Source organism: Pantoea alfalfae (assembly GCF_019880205.1).
Lineage (GTDB): Bacteria > Pseudomonadota > Gammaproteobacteria > Enterobacterales > Enterobacteriaceae > Pantoea > Pantoea alfalfae.
Map to the genome: position 1 here is coordinate 2,783,702 of NZ_CP082292.1, position 18,401 is coordinate 2,802,102.

Genomic DNA, 18,401 nt, shown 5'->3' on the forward strand with positions numbered 1-18,401 from the left:
AACAGGCGGCAGTGTGCCACAAGATGAGAATAGCAGGTAGCGGCCAGAGTCACACTGCGTTGAGGTCAGTTGACGTGCTACAGTTAGGACGCACTGATAAGACAAGGGAATTGCTCATGATACAAACCTCTGCCCTGCTTTCTGACCTGCGCCGCCTGGTCGGCCCTGCCCATCTGCTGACAGAACCTGAACAGACTGCCCGCTATCGCAAAGGCTTTCGCTCCGGCGAAGGTGAGGCGCTGGCCGTGGCGTTTCCCGGTACGCTGCTGGAACTCTGGCGGGTACTGCAAACGCTGGTGAAAGCGGATGTCATCATCCTGATGCAGGCGGCGAATACCGGCCTGACCGAAGGTTCAACGCCGCATGGCGACGATTACGACCGTCCGCTGGTGATTGTCAGTACCCTGCGGCTGGATAAGCTTCAGCTGATCGACAACGGCCAGCAGGTGCTGGCATTCCCCGGCAGCACACTCTATCAGCTGGAAAAAGCACTGAAGCCGCTGGGGCGTGAACCCCACTCGGTGATCGGCTCCTCATGCATTGGGGCTTCGGTGCTGGGTGGCATCTGTAATAACTCCGGCGGATCGCTGATTAAGCGCGGTCCGGCCTACAGTGAGATGGCCCTGTATGCGCAGATTGATGCACAGGGAAGACTGAAGCTGGTGAACCATCTGGGTATCGATCTGGGGACCTCACCGGAAGAGATTCTGGGACGGCTGGATGACGACCGCTGGCAACCCAAAGATGTGCAGCACGATGGCCGTCACGCCTCCGATCATGAATATGCCGATCGCGTCCGTGAAGTCGATGCGGATACGCCCGCCCGTTATAACGCCGATGCGCGTCGCCTGTTTGAAGCGTCCGGCTGTGCCGGGAAACTGGCGGTCTTCGCCGTGCGACTGGATACTTTCGCCAGCGAACCGCAGCAGCAGGTATTTTACATCGGCACCAATGAACCCGGTGTGCTTAACGATATCCGCCGTCACATCCTGGCGCATTTCACCCATCTGCCGGTGGCGGGCGAATATATGCACCGCGACATTTATGACATTGCGGAAGTCTACGGCAAAGATACCTTCCTGATGATCGACAAGCTGGGCACCGATAAGATGCCGCTGTTTTTCACGCTGAAGGGTCGGATTGATGCCTGGCTGAGCAAGCTCTCCTTCGTTAAACCGCACTTCAGCGACCGGCTGTTGCAGCGCCTGAGCAAACTGTTCCCGGCGCATCTGCCCAAACGCATGAAGCAGTATCGTGACAAGTATGAACATCATCTGATGCTGAAGATGTCGGGCGATGGCGTGGCAGAGGCGCGTAACTATCTGCGCGACTACTTTCGTGAAGGCGGTGGTGAGTTCTTTGAGTGTGAAGGTAAAGAAGGTGCGCACGCGTTTCTGCATCGCTTTGCGGCAGCGGGTGCGGCCGTGCGCTACCACGCAGTCCATGCAGATGAGGTCGAGGATATTCTGGCGCTGGACATCGCGCTGCGTCGCAACGATGCGGACTGGTTTGAAACCCTGCCCGATGCGATTCGCGCATCATTAAGCCACCGCCTCTACTATGGTCACTTCTTCTGTCACGTCTTCCATCAGGATTACATCGTCAGAAAAGGGGTGGATGTGCACGCGCTGAAAACGCAGATGCTGGAGATCCTGCAGGCGCGCGGCGCAGAATATCCCGCTGAACATAACGTCGGTCATCTCTATCAGGCCAAACCGCAACTGGCGGCGTTCTATCGCCAGCTCGATCCGACCAATAGCTTTAATCCTGGCATTGGCAAAACCAGCAAGCAAAAAGGCTGGGCGGTGAAGCAGGTTTAAGCGCGTTATGGGTCAGCCTGTCTGAGCAGGCTGACCGTCATACGACGCAGCCATCCACTCACTTCCTGGAATTGCCTGCCGTATTATCTCTGCTGATGACTAACATCTTCATCAAAAAATTAATTCTCCTTCCCAGATTGCACCTGCTTTATTTACTGTCATCGGTTTCTGCGCAACACCTCACAAAATACCCCGCCACCAATTGATAATTCGCGGCGCGAAAAATAGATTGTCGCCACTAAAACTAAAAGCTGTTTAATGACCTTTATTTTCTTCAGGGAGGAAGAGTCATGCGGAAAAATAATTACGCTTTAGCGTTAATGGAAATAGCCACTGTGATAATAGCCCTGTCAGCAATAATTTCATCTCCCGCTTATGCGGCCGGATTTATTGATGACGCATCGCTAAAAGGTAATGTTTTTTACTGGCAGCGGCAGCGGGATCGCAGAGACACCGATCCCGCCAGTGACTCTCAGGGACAGTATCGGGCTAATTTACATCACGCCTCGCTCAACAGTAATCTCGACTTCCAGTCAGGTTACGCCGGGGAGTGGATGGGTCTGGACTTGGCCGTTTTTGGCGCTGCTGAACTCGCCAACAGCGGCCCCGCCGCTCCTAATGAAATTGGCTTCAGTAAGGCACGTACCCGCTGGGATGAAAAGTGGAATGGCGACAGCGGCGGCGCTTCGGTTTATAAAGCCGCGCTTAAATTAAAATATAACGAATACTGGTTACGCGCCGGTTATATTCAGCCCACCGGCCAGACGATCCTTGCGCCGCACTGGAGTTTCTTACCCGGCACCTATCGCGGCGTCGAACTGAGTGCGCTATATGATTTCCAGGAAGCCGGAGCATTATCATTCTCGTGGATGTGGAGTGATAAATATAAGGCGCCCTGGTATCGTGATTTATATGATTTCCGACAGGCTGATGGCAAAACGCATATCAGCTATCTGCACTCATTCGGCATGAAATATGACTTCAAGAATAATCTGGTCCTTGAAGGGGCATTCGGTCAGGCGGCGGATTATATGGATCAATATTTTGCCAAAGCCTCCTGGTCGGCCACGCCTTATGGCAATGCACTCTCCACCAGCTATCAGTTTTACGGCGCACACGACAACGTGCAGGGCGGTGCCGCTAACCCCCGCGATGTCTATGATGGCCTCGCCTGGCTTCAGGCAATCACGATCGGTTACAACGTCGGCCCGGTGGATCTGCGCCTCGAAGGCAGCTGGGTCAAAGCAGAGGGCAATCAGGGCTTCTTCCTGCAGCGCATGACGCCGGGCTATGCCAGCTCCAATGGCCGACTGGATATCTGGTGGGATGCCCGTTCCGACTGGAACGCCAATGGCGAAAAAGCGGTCTTTGCTGGTGCGATGCTCGACTTAACGCCGTGGCAACTGGCGGGCTGGAAAGTGGGCGCATCATACGTCTGGGGCTGGGATGCCAGACCCGCCACCCTGCCCACCGTTGACCAGAGCCAGCGGCTGAAAGAGTCCGCCTGGAACCTTGATCTGATCTATCAAATCCAGCAGGGCCGCGCCAAAGATACCCTGTTTAAACTGCATTACACCCGCTACGACAACCACAGCAATCTGCCCAGTTACAGCGGCGGTTACGGCAACATTTTTCAGGACGAGAAGGACATCAAATTTATGGTTATCGTGCCGTTTACCCTGTTCTGACGCCCTGCAGACTCCCGGATATCTCTTCAGCAGCAAGGATGAATCAATATGTTTAAGTTAAGCCTTATCGCGCTCACTCTGCTGGGCGCTGCAGCCTCAGGCCACGCCAGCTCGTCAGCGCAGCAGGTGGTGAACCAAATCAGCCAGTCTGGCATCACTTATCAGGTGAATGACAACCAGGCCGCTCTGAATGGCACCGACTGCGCCGCGCTGGGTGCCGACTATGCCGCCTGCAATCGCGCGACCATTACCCTGACCAATAACGGCCCGGCACTGACCGACAAACACTGGGCCATCTACATGAGCAACGTTCACCAGACGCTGCGGGTCGAAAACGATCAGTTTAAAATGACCCACCTGGTTGGCGACTTAACCCGACTGGAGCCGACGGACAAGTTTACCGGCATTGGTGCAGGTGAGTCGGTGCAGATTCCCATCGTTAATGAATACTGGCAGCTGTTTGTCACTGATGTGATGCCGCGCTGGTATGTCACGTCCGGGCAGGCAACGCCCAAAATTATTGCCAGCACCGACCATGAAGACCCCAGCCAGTTTATGTTGCCGCTGGGTGATCACTGGCGACGCAGTGCCGATGACCACAATGTCCTGATGCAGCCCGTCAGCCGGTTTGATAAAAACAGCGATGTTGCTGCCCTGCCCGTCTCTGCGCTGCGCGGTCAAATCACACCCACGCCGCTTGAGATGAAGCTCCGCCCGCAGGATGCCGATCTCAGCCGCGGCGTCAGGCTGATGCTTACCGGGCTGACACCTGAAACCGGTGAAGCGGTAAAACAGCGCCTGACCCTGCTCGGCCTGAAAGAAGCGCCAGATGGATTCGCCATCACGACACAGATCAAGCCGGACCACTTCAGCGGCATAACGGCGAAATCGGGCGCATACAATCTGGATATCACGCCCCGCCGCGCCATTGTGGTGGCCTACGATGCTGCCGGGGCTTTCTACGGTCTGATGTCGATTCTCTCACTGGTACCTGGCGAAGGTGCGGCGCGTATCGCCGCGCTGGAAGCCCATGATGCGCCGCGCTTTGCTTATCGCGGCGCGTTTCTTGATGTTGCCCGTAACTTTCACAGTAAGCAGGCGGTGATGCGGCTGCTTGATCAGATGGCGGCGTGGAAGATGAACCGCTTTCACTTTCACCTGAGTGACGATGAGGGCTGGCGGATTGAAATTCCTGGCTTACCGGAACTGACTGACGTGGGCGCTAAACGCTGTCATGACCTGACCGAACAGCGTTGTCTGCTGCCGCAGCTCGGTTCCGGTCCGTTCAGCGATAACAACGGTAGCGGCTACTTCAGTCGTGCCGACTACATCGACATTGTGAAATATGCGCAGGCGCGCCACATTCAGGTGATCCCGGAAATTGATATGCCCGCCCACGCCCGTGCGGCGGTCATCTCAATGGAAGCGCGCTATCAGCGGCTGATGAAAGCGGGAGACGCTGAACAGGCCAGCGCGTACCGCCTGATCGATCCCACCGACGACTCCAATACCACCTCGGTGCAGCTCTACGACCGCACCAGCTATCTCAATCCCTGCATTGCGGGTTCTCAGCGCTTTGTCGACAAGGTGATCGGTGAGGTTCAGGCGATGCATCAGGAAGCGGGACAGCCATTAAGCACCTGGCATTTCGGCGGGGATGAAGCGAAGAATATCCGCCTGGGTGCAGGCTACTCTGACAAAAATAACCCTAAACCAGGTACCGGCCTGCGCGACTGGCGTAACGAAGATCTGCCGTGGGCGAAATCGCAGGCGTGCCAGGCGCTCGTGAAGAGCGGCAAAGTGGAAGATCTGACGCACCTGCCGAGCTATTTCGCCCTGTCCGTCAGTGAAATTGTTAACCGCCACGGCATTGGCAAAATGCAGGCGTGGCAGGATGGTTTAAAAGATGCCAGAAATGCCGCAGCCTTCGCTACCCCGCGCGTTGCGGTCAACTTCTGGGATACCCTCTACTGGGGCGGTTTTGACAGTGCCGCCGACTGGTCACAGAAAGGATACGATGTCGTGATCTCCAGTCCTGACTACCTCTATCTGGACTTCCCGTATGAGGTGAACCCGCTGGAGCGCGGCTACTACTGGGGCACACGTTTCAACGACGAGCGTAAAATCTTTGGCTTTGCACCGGACAACCTGCCGCAGAATGCGGAGACCTCGGTGGATCGCGACGGCAATTTTTTCAGCGCCAAATCAGAGAAGACGTGGAGTGGTGCTTATGGCATGTCGGCCCAGCTGTGGAGTGAAACCGTGCGTACTGACGCCCAGATGGAGCACATGCTCTATCCGCGCCTGTTTGCGGTCGCGGAACGAAGCTGGCACCGCGCCAGCTGGGAGCGGGATTACCAGCCAGGTCAGGAATACACGGGAGGCAAAACCCATCTCGTCGATCAGCAGGCACGCCTGCATGACTGGCAGCGATTTGCCAACCTGCTGGGACAACGGGAACTGGCGAAGCTGGATAAAGCGGGTATCGATTATCGCCTGCCGGTGCCGGGAGCAAAAATCGTAGATGGCATCCTGTCGATGAATGTCGCCTTGCCCGGCGTGATGCTGGAGTACAGCCTGGACAAAGGGGCTAACTGGCAGCGCTACGATGCTAACAGACCGCCGCAGATCAGCGGTGCCGTGACAATCCGCTCCGTCAGCCGTGACGGCCAGCGCACCAGTCGCGTGGAAACGTTGTAGTAAGCGGGATTAAGCATGAGCTGAGAAGCCAGCGTTGTGAATATAAAAAAGGCCGACAGATGTCGGCCCTTTCACACCTAAACCAGCTTCTCTTCCGGTACCGGCGCCACACCCGCCATCTGCTGACGGCGCTCAATAATCATGGTTTGCGGTGTCGAGAGCAGGATGCCCTCTTTACGCAGACGCGTCAGAATATCAAACAGCAGGTCGCTCTTCGCGCCTGAGATCTGGCGCTGACCCGCCACGTTACCCGTGACGCTCAGCACAATCCCCTGCTGGGTCAGATCTTTAAACGAAACAGACGGCTCCGGCGTCTCCAGAATGCGTTCATTCTCGTTGTAAACCTCCAGCAGAATATCGCGCACCTTCACCGGATCGATATCGAGGGGGAAAGTCAGCGTAATCGTCACCACCCCCTGCGCATTGCCCATGGTCGCATTGCGCACGTTCTGCGAAATAAACTGTGAGTTAGGCACAATCACCGTGGACTTGTCGCCCAGTTGGATCTCGGTGGCACGCACGTTAATGCGGCGGATGTCCCCTTCGATGCCGCTGATGCTCACCAGATCGCCGACTTTAACCGGACGCTCGGTTAATAGAATCAGCCCCGAGATAAAGTTCTTCACGATCTCCTGTAAGCCAAAACCGATACCAACCGACAGCGCACTGACGATCCACGCCAGCTTGTTCCACTGCAGACCCATGATCGACAGGGTAAGCAGGATAATCAGCACGTAACCGATGTTGCTGAACAGCGTCACCAGCGACACCCGCATTCCCACATCCATGGTGGTTTTTGGCAGGAAATCGGTGTCGAGCCAGCGACGCACCGAGCGCAGCACATAGATTCCGACAATCAGGCAGATTATCGCATTCACCATGTGCGCCGGTACGATGTTCAGGGATTCGAGTCCTTTACCGCCCCAGAACTCGATCACTTTTTGCAGCAGCTCAATCGGCGTTGAGGAGGCAAAAGTGCCGTTGACCAGCGCCAGCGCGACAATCAGCACCAGGAACGTTTTACCAATGGCCGCCAGCAGCGTGGCCGTCTGCTGCAGGTGACGCTCATTAATGTTAAGCGAACTCTGGATGCGACGACCGGTAGCGTTACTGGTTGAGAAGAGACTCTCACAGCCATCTTTCAGCAGATGACTGAGGAAGTAGAACGAGCCAAACAGCAGGCCGCACCAGATCACTTCATAACTCAGGAAGCGCGCCAGCGTGACGTAACCGATGAGCAGCGACACCAGAATGGCGATCCCGGTCAGCGTCAGGCCCATCTGGATCAGTCCGACCAGCGTAGAACGTGCCTCCGGTGGTGTACCCGCCTGAGTCATACGGCGACGAACGCGGTTGGTACGCATGCTGATCGCCAGCGCGGTGCTGCCGATCAGCAGGGCCGTCAGCCCGTTGGCAAAAATGGTGGTATTCAGGCTGGTGCCGACGCTGTAGTTAAACGCCTCGACCGTCTGGAAGATAAAGACCAGCACGGCGGTAATCGGTGGAAACGGTTTTAACGCCATCGCCACTTCATTGGAGATGGTCGGTAAACGCCAGCTGGGGCGACGGGTAGAGAGGAAAGCGCGTCCCAGTCCGGCAATCAGGCCACAAAAGACACTGAGCCGAACCAGTTGATCCACAAAGTCCTGAACGTTTTCAGAAACCTCATCACGGCGGGTAAAGGCCAGGGCGATGAAGTTAAAGGTGAGGACGACAGCCACCAGGGTGGTCAGGGCTATCGCTGCCGCCAGGAAACTGCGGCGCAGCTTACCTTCCGGCAGTTTGTGAATGCTGATCCAGGCCAGAAACTCTTCGCTGTAACGACGGCCAGCCGTCATCACCAGCAGCGCCGCCAGCAGCCAGAAGACACTGCCGACGCGCCAGCCCGGCTCCCAGGAAAGCGCTGCGGTGTCCTGCAACTCCTGCAGGAACTCACCAATTTTCTCGCCATCCAGATCCTGTGTGCTGAGCAACGGTGACCAGAAGCGCGCCCCGAGAATGCTGCCGGAGTTCAGCGCCAGCTGGCTTTTCAGCTGATCGCGACGCAGGTTAACAATCTGCGAGGAGAGCATCAGTGCGCCATTTTTAATGCCTTCAGCCTGCTTAATCTGGTCGTCGAGTTTGCTTTTCTGACTCTCCAGCGTGTTACGCTTGCGCGTCACCTCCGGCGTCTCTTTGACGCCGCTGTCCGCTTTCGGGGCCGGACCCAGCACCTGCAACTGGGCTTCCAGTTGCTGGCGATCGGGAACCAGCGCCTGACCCAGCGTATCGGCATTGCCGGAGAGCTCCAGCGCCATTTCATTCAGCTGCGTCAGCTTGTTTTCGCCAGCATCGACAGAAACCTGACTTTTAATTTTGTCGAGGATCTTCTGCATTTTCGGCAGTTCAACCGCGGCATTCAGCTTCGGCGGGGCATCCTGTTCCTGAGCAGCCCCGGCCGCATCATCTGCGGCCAGCGCCAGCGCCGGGGCAAACCCTACCAGCGCCAGCATTATCAATACAAAAAGGGATCGTATAAACATATGTGTAAGATTCCGGCAGCTTAATTCAGGCGATCGTCCCTCGCCAGTCGCGCATAAGTGTAGGGCTTTGCAAGGGATGGCAATATAGGAATAACGGGCATTTTTCGGGCTGATTCGGGACAGGCAGCGGCGTAAACATCGCTGTACGCCTCTGCCTGCTTCTTCCCGGCGACCTGCTCAGCCTGCAGTTCATGCCAGTGCGCGCCGTGCCCGACACCCGCTATTCTCTACTCAACGTCGGCACTGCTGGCACCATTGCTGGCAACCTGGCCCGACTTCTGCTTTTTATACGCCAGTGCAGCAGCGGGGACTGGCGCGGCTTTGCCGGTCTCAATCCAGCTGCGCAGACGGTTAGCGTCGGCGAAGTGGGTATATTTGCCAAAGGCATCCAGCACCACCAGCGCCACCGGACGATTGTTAATCATCGTGCGCATCACCAGGCAATGGCCCGCCTCGTCGGTATAACCGGTTTTGGTCAGCTGAATATGCCAGTCGTTTTTATAGACCAGATGGTTGGTATTGCGGAACGGCAGCGCATAGTTCGGATGGGCAAACACCGCCGTCTCTTCTTTTGTGGTGCTGAGCGCGCCAAGCATCGGATATTCCCGCGTCGCTTTGAGTAACTTCACCAGATCCTGTGCGCTGGAGACGTTCTGCGTTGAGAGGCCGGTTGGCTCTACATAGCGGGTCTGTTTCATGCCAAGTGACCGCGCTTTGGCATTCATTGCCTGGATAAAGGCGCGATAACCGCCCGGATAGGCGTGCGCCAGGCTGGCGGCGGCACGGTTTTCTGAAGACATCAGCGCCAGTAACATCATATTGCGTCGGCTGATCTGGCTGTTGAGCTTCACGCGCGAGAAAACACCACGCATTTCCGGCGTCTGGCTGACATCGACGTTAATCATCTCGTTCATCGGCAGATGCGCATCCAGCACCACCATCGCGGTCATCAGCTTGGTGATGGACGCAATCGGCCTGACCCGTTCCGGGTGGCTGGAGAAGAGCACTTTATTAGTGGTGAGGTCGACAATCATCGCACTGCCAGAAGCGATCTGCGGCTGAGCAATAGGCGCAAGTTGCGACAGCGAAGTCGTCGCCTGCGCCGGAAGTGAAACAATCTGCCCGGAAACGAGCAGCGCCAGCGAAAGCAGGGTGGAGCGAATTTTTGCAGGCATCGTAGAAAAAAACCCGGTTATGATTGTGTACTGTGTCAGACCGACACAGGCCGCCCGCTTCATTCACGTCGGCGCGCGGGCTGGCAGCAGCATCATACGCTTAAGGTTAAGAAATTTCCTGGTGAGATTGTTTCCGGGCGTAAAAAGAGAACTGCCGCCAGAGCGGCGGCAGTGGTCAGTCAGAACAGATGCGGTCCATATCCCCACAGCACCACGGTCAATGCCAGTAACACTTCAAAAACCAGCACGCCGATGGCAAGTGTAGAGCCGGAAAACCGCAGACTCTCTTCGCGATCGATATTCAGAAACAGCGGAATGCCAATATAGAGCAGATAGCCGGTGTAGAGCAGCGCCACAGCGGCGGCCAGCACGCAGAGCCAGACCAGCGGATAGAGTGCCACCAGCCCGCTGAGAAACAGTGGCGTCGCCACGTATCCCGCAAACACGGTGCAGCGCTGGACGCCAGGACGCTGCGGAAAATCACGCGCCATCCAGTGGATCACGCGTCCCATAACCGCGACACCGCCCAGAATAATCAGATAGAACAGAATGCCCAGCCCGATCCCGGTTGCCAGGTTAAGTTGCACATATTGCCCCTCGCCCAGATTCCAGCCCAGCTGAGTTGTACCGATAAAGGCGCAGATCACCGGAATCGCCGCCATCAACAGAACATGGTGGGTGTAATGGTGCGATACGCTCTCATTCTCTTGCTTGATATGACGCATTTCCTGATTCGGATGCGCCAGCAGACCCCAGACATGATTCATAGATTCAATCCTCTGATGCAGTGGGCTGCCCGATGATGCATCCGTCTTTAGGGGCAGCGTCTTCTCAAGTATAAACGGCAGTGAAATTTTCGTGGTGACCGGACAAAAAAACAGCATAAATAAACGGCCCCATGAGGCATGAGCGGAAGCAAAGCTAAATCGCGTATAGACTTGAAGAAACAGTCACTGAACAGGGAGGGTCATTTTGCATCTGGATATCAACGCATTAATTACGCAGTACGGTTACCTGGCACTTTTTATTGGCTGTATCGCCGAGGGGGAAACATTTACGTTGCTGGGCGGTGTTGCCGCGCATGAGGGGCTGCTGCATTACGTGGGAGTGGTGCTGGCCGCGATGGGCGGCGGCATTGTTGGCGATCAACTGCTCTACTGGATCGGTCGCCGCTGGGGCACGCGGATCCTGCACCGCTTTAAAAAGCATCAGGACAAAGTGGTCAAGGCAAACCGCCTGATTAAACGCCGCCCCAGCCTGTTCGTGATTGGCGTGCGCTTTATGTATGGCTTCCGGCTGATTGGTCCCATCATCATCGGTGCCAGCCGCCTCAACCCGATGAAATTTTTTATTCTCAACGTCATCGGGGCGGCTATCTGGTCGCTGATCTTTGTGACGCTGGGCTATTTCGCGGGCGGCATCATCGCACCGTGGCTGCATAAACTCGATCAGCATCTGAAACATCTGCTGTGGCTGGTCGGCGCGGTCGTCTTCGCCTTTGTGCTGCGCTGGGTGATCCGCCGCTGGCACAACCGCCGGGCCGATCAGCAATAAATGAACGGCGTATTCACCAGATAACACACCGGTCGCCAGACGCTGAACAGCGTCTGGCGACCTGCTGACGATAATGTAAGTCTCATCCGCCCATCTTACCCTCTCCGTCCTTATTCACCCCCGCGTTAACCATCTGTGCCCAAACGAAGCCGCATCGGCGGGCTCAGCTATAGTTAGGAGGGACACTGACAGGGAGATGAGGATGAGTAAGGTAAAACGTAAGATTGAAGACCACGGCGTCATCGGTGATTTGCGCACCTGTGCGCTGGTCGCGAATGACGGCACCATTGATTATCTCTGCTGGCCGGAACTCGACAGCCCGTCGGTGTTTGCCGCCCTGCTCGATAGCGATGATGCCGGCCTTTTCTCCCTGGCCCCTGACTGGCCCAATGCGCGGCGTCAGCAGCTTTACCTGCCCGATACCAATATTCTGCAGACCCGCTGGCTGGATGATGAGGGCGTAGCGGAAATCACCGACTACATGCCGATTTGTGATGATAAGAACAAACTGCCGCGCCTGATCCGCCGGGTCAAAATGATCCGCGGCAGCGCAACCTTCCAGCTGCACTGTTCACCGCGTCATGACTATGCCCGGGCGCAGACCCGTGCCGAAGCGCACAACGGCTGCATCGACTTCCATGCCGAAGGCCAGCCGTCATTGCGCCTTGCGGCCTCCGTGGTCATGACGCTGGAGGATGACAGCGCCACCGCCCACTTCACATTAAAGCCCGGCGAACATGCGCAGTTTGAATTTGGCAGCGTGGATGATGCACATATCGAAGCGCTGGCGACCGAACACTGTTTCGAAGAGACGCTTAACTACTGGCGACGCTGGAGCGCCCACAGCACCTATCAGGGACGCTGGCGCGAGATGGTGCAGCGTTCGGCGCTGGTCCTGAAGCTGCTGACTTCACATCAGCACGGCTCGATTGCGGCGGCGGCAACCTTTGGCCTGCCTGAAGAGCTGGGCGGCGAACGCAACTGGGACTATCGCGCCTCCTGGATCCGCGACGCCTCGTTCAGCATGTATGCCCTGATGCGGCTGGGCTACGTCGATGAAGCCAAACACTTTACCCACTGGGTTGGACGCTGTGTTGAAAACAGCCATCACGATGAGATGCGCCTGCAGGTGATGTACCGGCTGGACAGCGGCACCGAGCTACATGAGATGGAGTTACTCAATCTCTCCGGCTATGCCGACTCCCGTCCGGTTCGCATCGGCAATGACGCCTGGCAGCAGACCCAGCTCGATATCTATGGCGAGCTGATGGATGCGGTTTATCTGGCCAATAAGTATGGTGAGGCGATCTCTCAGCGCGGCTGGGAGCATGTGGTCAAAATGATCGACTGGCTGTGTGATAACTGGAATCAGCCCGATGCCGGTATCTGGGAGATGCGCGGCGAGCCGGAACACTTCCTGCATTCGCGTCTGATGTGCTGGGTGGCGCTGGATCGCGCATTGCGACTGGGCATGAAGCGATCCCTGCCGATGCCTTACGAACGCTGGGATCGGGCGCGTCGGGAGATCCGCGAAGATATCTGGGCAAACTTCTGGAACAGTGAACGCGGCCATTTCTCTGCCACCCGTCATGGGGAACATCTTGATGCCTCCATGCTGCTGATGCCGCTGGTGCGCTTCGTCGGTGCCACCGACCCGGACTGGATTGCCACGCTGGATGCGATCAAAACCAATCTGGTCAGCGATGGTATGGTGCGGCGTTACAACACGCATGAAACACCGGCCGATGGCCTTAAGGGATCGGAAGGCTCTTTTGGTGCCTGTTCATTCTGGTATGTCGAGTGTCTGGCGCGCGCAGGCCGGATTCAGGAGGCGCATTTTGAGTTTGAGAAGCTGCTGAGCTACGCCAATCCGCTGGGCCTGTACGCCGAGGAATTTGACAGCCACGGTCATGCGCTGGGCAATACGCCGCAGGCGCTGACGCATCTGGCGTTAATCAGTGCCGCCTTTTTCCTGAATCGCAAACTCAGTGGTGAACAGACGCAGTGGCAACCTTAGTCAGCGATAAGCCCGGAAAGCCCCATTTTTAGCGCCCTGCTTTCCGGAAATGCGCTAACATCCGCGGTGAATTTACGTAAAGTATTGCAGGCAGGTTAAAATCCCGATTCACAACGTCAGATTAATGAACATATAATGCGCAGCAGGTCACATTGGCCAGCATGAATTCGACACATAGACCAGCCTGAAATATGGCGATAAAGACTTGTAAAATATGAAAATTATTCGCGCTTTCGCTTCAATCGCTCTGGCCCTGGCAGCGTTCAGCCAGTCAGCCTTTGCTGTGGTTTACCCGTTACCGCCGGCCAACAGCCGTCTGATCGGGGAAAATATTGAAATTACGGTTCCTGAAGACAGCAAGCTGCCGCTGGAAGCTTTTGCGGCGCAGTACCAGATGGGCCTCAGCAATATGCTGGAAGCTAATCCGGGTGTTGACGTTTATCTGCCTAAAGCTGGCAGCAAAATGATCATCCCACAGCAGCTGATCCTGCCTGACGCACCGCGTGAAGGCATTGTGATTAACAGCGCGGAGATGCGTCTCTATTACTATCCGAAAGGTAGCAAAACCGTGGTGGTGTTGCCAATTGGTATCGGTGAACTGGGTAAAGATACCCCGATTAACTGGACCACAGCGGTAGAACGTAAGAAAGATGGCCCGACCTGGACGCCAACCAAAGGTATGCACGCGGATTACGCGGCACGCGGTGAAACGCTGCCAGCCGTGTTCCCGGCAGGCCCGGATAACCCAATGGGGCTTTACGCGCTCTATATCGGTCGTCTCTATGCGATTCATGGCACCAACGCCAACTTCGGTATCGGCCTGCGCGTGAGCCACGGTTGTGTGCGTCTGCGCGCTGACGATATTAAGTGGCTGTATCAGAACGTGCCGGTCGGCACGCGCGTACAGTTCGTTGACCAGCCGGTAAAAGCGACCGTAGAGCCAGATGGCTCACGGTACGTTGAAGTGCATAACCCGCTGTCGACCACCGAAGAGCAGTTCAACTCACGTGAACTGGTGCCGATTACGCTGACGCAGGCCGTAAGCAAAGTGCTGGTTGATGCCAGCGTCAATCAGGATCAGGTTAACGGCGCTATTCAGGGCCGCACCGGTATGCCGGTAAAAGTGAACGGTGTGGAAAACAACATCCAGACCGCACCTGTCCCGGCGCCGGAAAACCCGCAGGCTGCACCACAGGAAGAACCGATGACGCCGGTGACCCCACAGGGTGCCAGCAGTGATGCTGCGCAGCCACAGCAGCCGACCACTGAGCCAGCCGCACCGGCCGCTCCGGTAACACCAGCAGCACCGGCAGCCGCGGCCAATACCAGCTCGTAATTGCCGCCCTGCTTTTAGAAGCCGGCGCCTGTCGCTGGCTTTTTTATTGCCTGAATTAGGTCTATAGCGCTCATCTGGCCAGTTAAAGGAGATCATCAACTGCGCCGGTCTGAATGCAACACTGGCCATTCTCTGATTGTCTTTGTATACGCTGTTCCAGTTACCCGAAGTGAATATATCTTCAATCCGCATTAAAAATATCAGGAACGTTACCATTGGCCGTAAGGGTATTTTTTTCCTTTGATAAAAATCTCAGTATCTTTGCCGTATTCATAGCCGTCAGAAAAACGTGTAATCCCTTTACAGATATCCAGCTTATCTCCGGATAAAGTTTTCAGGACGGACGGTGTAATGCGATAATTAGGCTCAAACCCGATACCTTTTAGCCATACCGCTACCTTCCCCTCCGGAGCCAGGCCAATCTGGATGGTGTCATAGGTATTATTATAGGGGTCCGTTTTCCCACTGGCACTGTTCATCTTTTTTACGATGACATCAGGGACAGTCAGATGGGTCTCATACACTTTCTTATCAATTACCGAGTCCCAGCAAAAGATAAAATGTTTAGGGGGGCGATCAATATGATTCCAGTAGCCACCAGAGGCACGATCTTTATCATTCCACTTACCGATAACCTCAGGCAGTGCAGAAGTACTGTTAAGTGTATTAAAGCGATAAATCGTCCCATCAGCACCCTGAATCACGGCAAATGTCACCAGAGCAGGTAACGCTTTTGGCGTGAAGAAATTGAATTTCCACTCTGAGGGAGCATCAGTTTTGACCACTGCCGGACCCGTCTGGCCTGCACTGTGACAGCCAGTCAGTATCAGAAGTGTAATAAGTCTCGCCATGCGTCTTATTTCCATATTTTATTGCCGTCCATATCGTAAACCGTACGCTGCCAGCGTTCGTCCAGCCGGTTAGTAAATGTCACAAGCTTTGCCGGTTTGACTGCACTGCTGACTCTTCTTTAACAGTTTCACTAACCACCCTTTTAAAATGGCTGAAATGACTATCTTTCAGCCAATTAATTAAATATCGGGATCGTTACCATCGGCCGTAAGGATATTTTTTCCCTTTGATAAAATCAGGTGTATCTCCATAATATTTATATCCATTTGGATGTTTGGTTATTCCTTTACAGATATCCAGTTTGTCTCCTGAGACGGTTTTCAGAATTGATGGTGTGATACGATAATTAGGCTCAGATCGGATCCCCTGCAACCAGACGGCTACCTTTCCCCCCGGAGCCAGACCGATCTGTACTCTGTCGTAATATGCTTTTTTCCCCCAATAGTCTTTCTGCCCGGCCGGCCTGAGCATTTTCTCCAGATCGGCTTTAGGAATAGTCAGGGCCGTCTCATACACTTTTTTATCGATAATTGAGTCCCAGCAGAAAATAATATGCTTTGGCGGGCGCTCAACGTGATTCCAGTAGCCGCCAGGCGCACGATCTTTATCGTTCCATCCACCGATTACTTTAGGCAGGTCGGGAGTGCTGTTCAGCGTGTTAAAGCGATAAATCGTACCTTCAGCATCTTGTACAACGGCGAACGTCACTAATGCCGGTAGCGCTTTTGGGGTGAAAAAATCAAAGGTCCATTCTGCTGGTTCACCATTCTGAGGAGAATCATTTGTGTGTGCTTCTACCTGACAGCCAGTCAATACCAGAATAGTAAGGAGCCCTGCCATACGTTTTATTTCCATATTTTATTTCCGTCCATATCGTAAACCGTACGCTGCCAGCGCTCGTCCGGTCTGTTAGTAAATGTCACAAGCTTTGCCGGTCTGACTGCACCGCTGACCCTTCCTTCACTGTCTCTAAGTACGCTGTTCCAGTTAGCCGAGCAGTGAATATACTTCTCGGCCAGCATCAGAATTTCCGGTGTAGTAAATCCCTGTACGAATTGACTATTCCGAACCGCACGCCCCATGACAATCGCTTTTTCACTCAGTCCATTCATTTCTGCACCCAGCGCAAAATCAGGATTGGTTTCATCGACAGGTTCAAACACCACACCGGCATCCTGCGCCGCATCAAGCATCACCCGCAGCGCCACCTTCGACCAGTCATTGCGGGTTAGTCTGTCAATAACCAGCGCCGCACCGCTGCGCTTTTGTAGTGTGCCGTAACGATCGGCTGGCATTCTGTCGTCATGCCAGACATCTGCATTGACCTCCACCGCATTCAGCAGCGGCGCTATCGCCGGATAGCCGTCCATCGTTTTAAGCTGCGCGCAGGTCTGCCGATAAATCCGCGTTTCTGTATCGGGAGTTGAGAGTGGTACAGTTTCGAACTCCGGCCGGGTAAGGAAACAGGCTTCGCGTTCTTCAGGATTGTAACCTCCGCCAATGTCGGAATGCGCACCGGGAAGAGCCAGCTCAGGCCAGGCTGGTTTGACGCTGTTCAGTGCAAAGTTAAAGCGGCATTCGTGCTGCGCGGTGATATGAAATACCTTTTCCGCCACGCCCGGACGCAGTACCAGATTCACCTCACCTGTATCTGCGCTGTGCGGGTTCAGGCCGTTAACCGGCGTTCCGATGGCCGCCACGGTATCGAATATTCCCAGAAATCGGGTTCTACCGCCGGGGGTGCCGGAGAACTCAACATCACCCAGCCCGATCTTAATTGCCGAGATAATGGTCCTGTCCTGGCTGAATACCCGGTTGGCAAAATGCCGCGCCGCCGCAGCGCCACGGCTGAAGCCAAAAATATCAAACTGCAGCTCTTTAATAATGCAGGTACGGGCTTCATCGTACCTATTCAAATAGCCCTGAATACCGTTAATCAGCGCCGAAACAGCCTTATCAGTTTTTTTCACCACGCCGGTATCTCCCCGGCCCGTTCCCATACCATAAGCGTTGTCACCCACCCCGTCTTCCGTGCCTATACCCTCGATATAAATAGCGTACTGTCCTCCCCCCGTATCAGGCGTTACATCTTGCTTATATAGCGTGTTGAGCCAATGCACATTGGTGTAATAGCCAAGATAACTTCCGGCAGCGGTTCCATTTACTCCGCGATTCAGTCGTATGCACTGCTGCAAAACGGACTTAGACTCCGCATCGTTCATTCCGAAATGTGCGCCGGTACAGACAGCCTGACGGTCGGTTGTGTTATTCGCATTGTTGCCCGTTCCATCAAAGAACACACCGATGGTGAGCGTGATTTCCCGTTTCTTCTTCGCTGCCTGTGCACGCTGTTCTGGATCTGACTGCTGTGCTTTTCTCTCCGCAGCCTCAGCCCGTTCGGCTGCACGGCCAGCGTTGCAGTCGATCTCGTAAGTGTGCGTGCTGACGGAGGGAATAAAACGGGCACGACAGGGGCAGGAGCTGTAACTGTGAAGAGAGCCCGCCCACTCTTTCAGGACACCATTCACCTCATAGGTGTCCCCCATCCCCCCACAGACGCGAAACCGTCCTTCATGTTTACCGCAGGTCACCGGGTCGCCCTCCCGGACCTGCTGGCGCTCGATGCCGCCGATGGTATACGTTTCATCAGACGCGCCGCTAAGAATCCGTCCGCCGCAGGTGGTTTTATCCAGGTGATATAAAAAAAATCCTTCAGTCATAATCCCTCATGAACTTT

At 55.2% G+C, this 18,401-nt stretch carries 12 protein-coding genes; 6 read left to right on the forward strand and 6 right to left on the reverse strand.

Annotated features, from left to right (window positions below; genetic code table 11):
• Positions 1-116 precede the first annotated feature (116 nt).
• The 3 genes from dld to K6R05_RS13085 all read left to right on the forward strand — a co-directional run bounded on the left by dld (position 117) and on the right by K6R05_RS13085 (position 6,208).
• The gene (gene dld, locus K6R05_RS13075; protein WP_161736773.1) at positions 117-1,820 is read left to right on the forward strand and encodes a D-lactate dehydrogenase; all 1,704 of its coding nucleotides are present in this window, start codon (positions 117-119) and stop codon (positions 1,818-1,820) included.
• A gap of 320 nt (positions 1,821-2,140) precedes the next feature.
• On the forward strand, positions 2,141-3,508 hold the full coding sequence (chiP, locus tag K6R05_RS13080) for a chitoporin ChiP (protein WP_309568530.1): 1,368 nt from the start codon (positions 2,141-2,143) through the stop codon (positions 3,506-3,508).
• A 48-nt stretch (positions 3,509-3,556) separates the two neighbouring features.
• A complete protein-coding gene (locus K6R05_RS13085; protein ID WP_222924309.1) occupies positions 3,557-6,208 on the forward strand; it encodes a beta-N-acetylhexosaminidase in 2,652 nt (883 codons plus the stop codon).
• A 77-nt stretch (positions 6,209-6,285) separates the two neighbouring features.
• On the opposite strand, the gene K6R05_RS13090 is transcribed toward K6R05_RS13085, so the two are convergent.
• From K6R05_RS13090 to K6R05_RS13100, 3 genes are all read right to left on the reverse strand, one after another.
• Positions 6,286-8,730, reverse strand: a complete 2,445-nt coding sequence (locus tag K6R05_RS13090; protein WP_222924310.1) for a DUF3772 domain-containing protein — start codon at positions 8,728-8,730, stop codon at positions 6,286-6,288.
• Between the two features lie 227 nt (positions 8,731-8,957).
• Positions 8,958-9,905 carry a D-alanyl-D-alanine endopeptidase gene (pbpG, locus tag K6R05_RS13095; RefSeq protein ID WP_222924311.1) on the reverse strand — a complete coding sequence of 316 codons (948 nt, stop codon included), beginning with the start codon at positions 9,903-9,905 and terminating at the stop codon, positions 8,958-8,960.
• 179 nt (positions 9,906-10,084) lie between these two features.
• On the reverse strand, positions 10,085-10,672 hold the full coding sequence (locus K6R05_RS13100) for a Yip1 family protein (RefSeq protein WP_161736215.1): 588 nt from the start codon (positions 10,670-10,672) through the stop codon (positions 10,085-10,087).
• A 205-nt stretch (positions 10,673-10,877) separates the two neighbouring features.
• Here K6R05_RS13100 and K6R05_RS13105 point away from each other — a divergent pair, with 205 nt between their 5' ends.
• From K6R05_RS13105 to K6R05_RS13115, 3 genes are all read left to right on the forward strand, one after another.
• Positions 10,878-11,459, forward strand: coding sequence for a DedA family protein (locus tag K6R05_RS13105; protein ID WP_161736216.1), 582 nt, complete (start codon positions 10,878-10,880; stop codon positions 11,457-11,459).
• Between the two features lie 202 nt (positions 11,460-11,661).
• Complete coding sequence (locus K6R05_RS13110) at positions 11,662-13,476, forward strand: glycoside hydrolase family 15 protein (protein ID WP_161736217.1); 1,815 nt, start codon at positions 11,662-11,664, stop codon at positions 13,474-13,476.
• Positions 13,477-13,690: 214 nt separating this feature from the next.
• The gene (locus tag K6R05_RS13115) at positions 13,691-14,812 is read left to right on the forward strand and encodes a L,D-transpeptidase family protein (protein ID WP_222924312.1); all 1,122 of its coding nucleotides are present in this window, start codon (positions 13,691-13,693) and stop codon (positions 14,810-14,812) included.
• Positions 14,813-15,021: 209 nt separating this feature from the next.
• Here K6R05_RS13115 and K6R05_RS13120 read toward each other — a convergent pair whose 3' ends face one another.
• The 3 genes from K6R05_RS13120 to K6R05_RS13130 form a co-directional block, all read right to left on the reverse strand.
• Positions 15,022-15,678 (reverse strand): DUF2931 family protein, encoded by a 657-nt coding sequence (locus K6R05_RS13120; RefSeq protein ID WP_222924313.1) that lies wholly within the window; start codon positions 15,676-15,678, stop codon positions 15,022-15,024.
• 181 nt (positions 15,679-15,859) lie between these two features.
• On the reverse strand, positions 15,860-16,519 hold the full coding sequence (locus K6R05_RS13125) for a DUF2931 family protein (protein ID WP_222924314.1): 660 nt from the start codon (positions 16,517-16,519) through the stop codon (positions 15,860-15,862).
• Positions 16,510-18,384 (reverse strand): type VI secretion system family protein, encoded by a 1,875-nt coding sequence (locus K6R05_RS13130; RefSeq protein ID WP_222924315.1) that lies wholly within the window; start codon positions 18,382-18,384, stop codon positions 16,510-16,512. The genes K6R05_RS13125 and K6R05_RS13130 overlap by 10 nt, the downstream gene beginning before the upstream one ends.
• Positions 18,385-18,401: the final 17 nt, after the last annotated feature.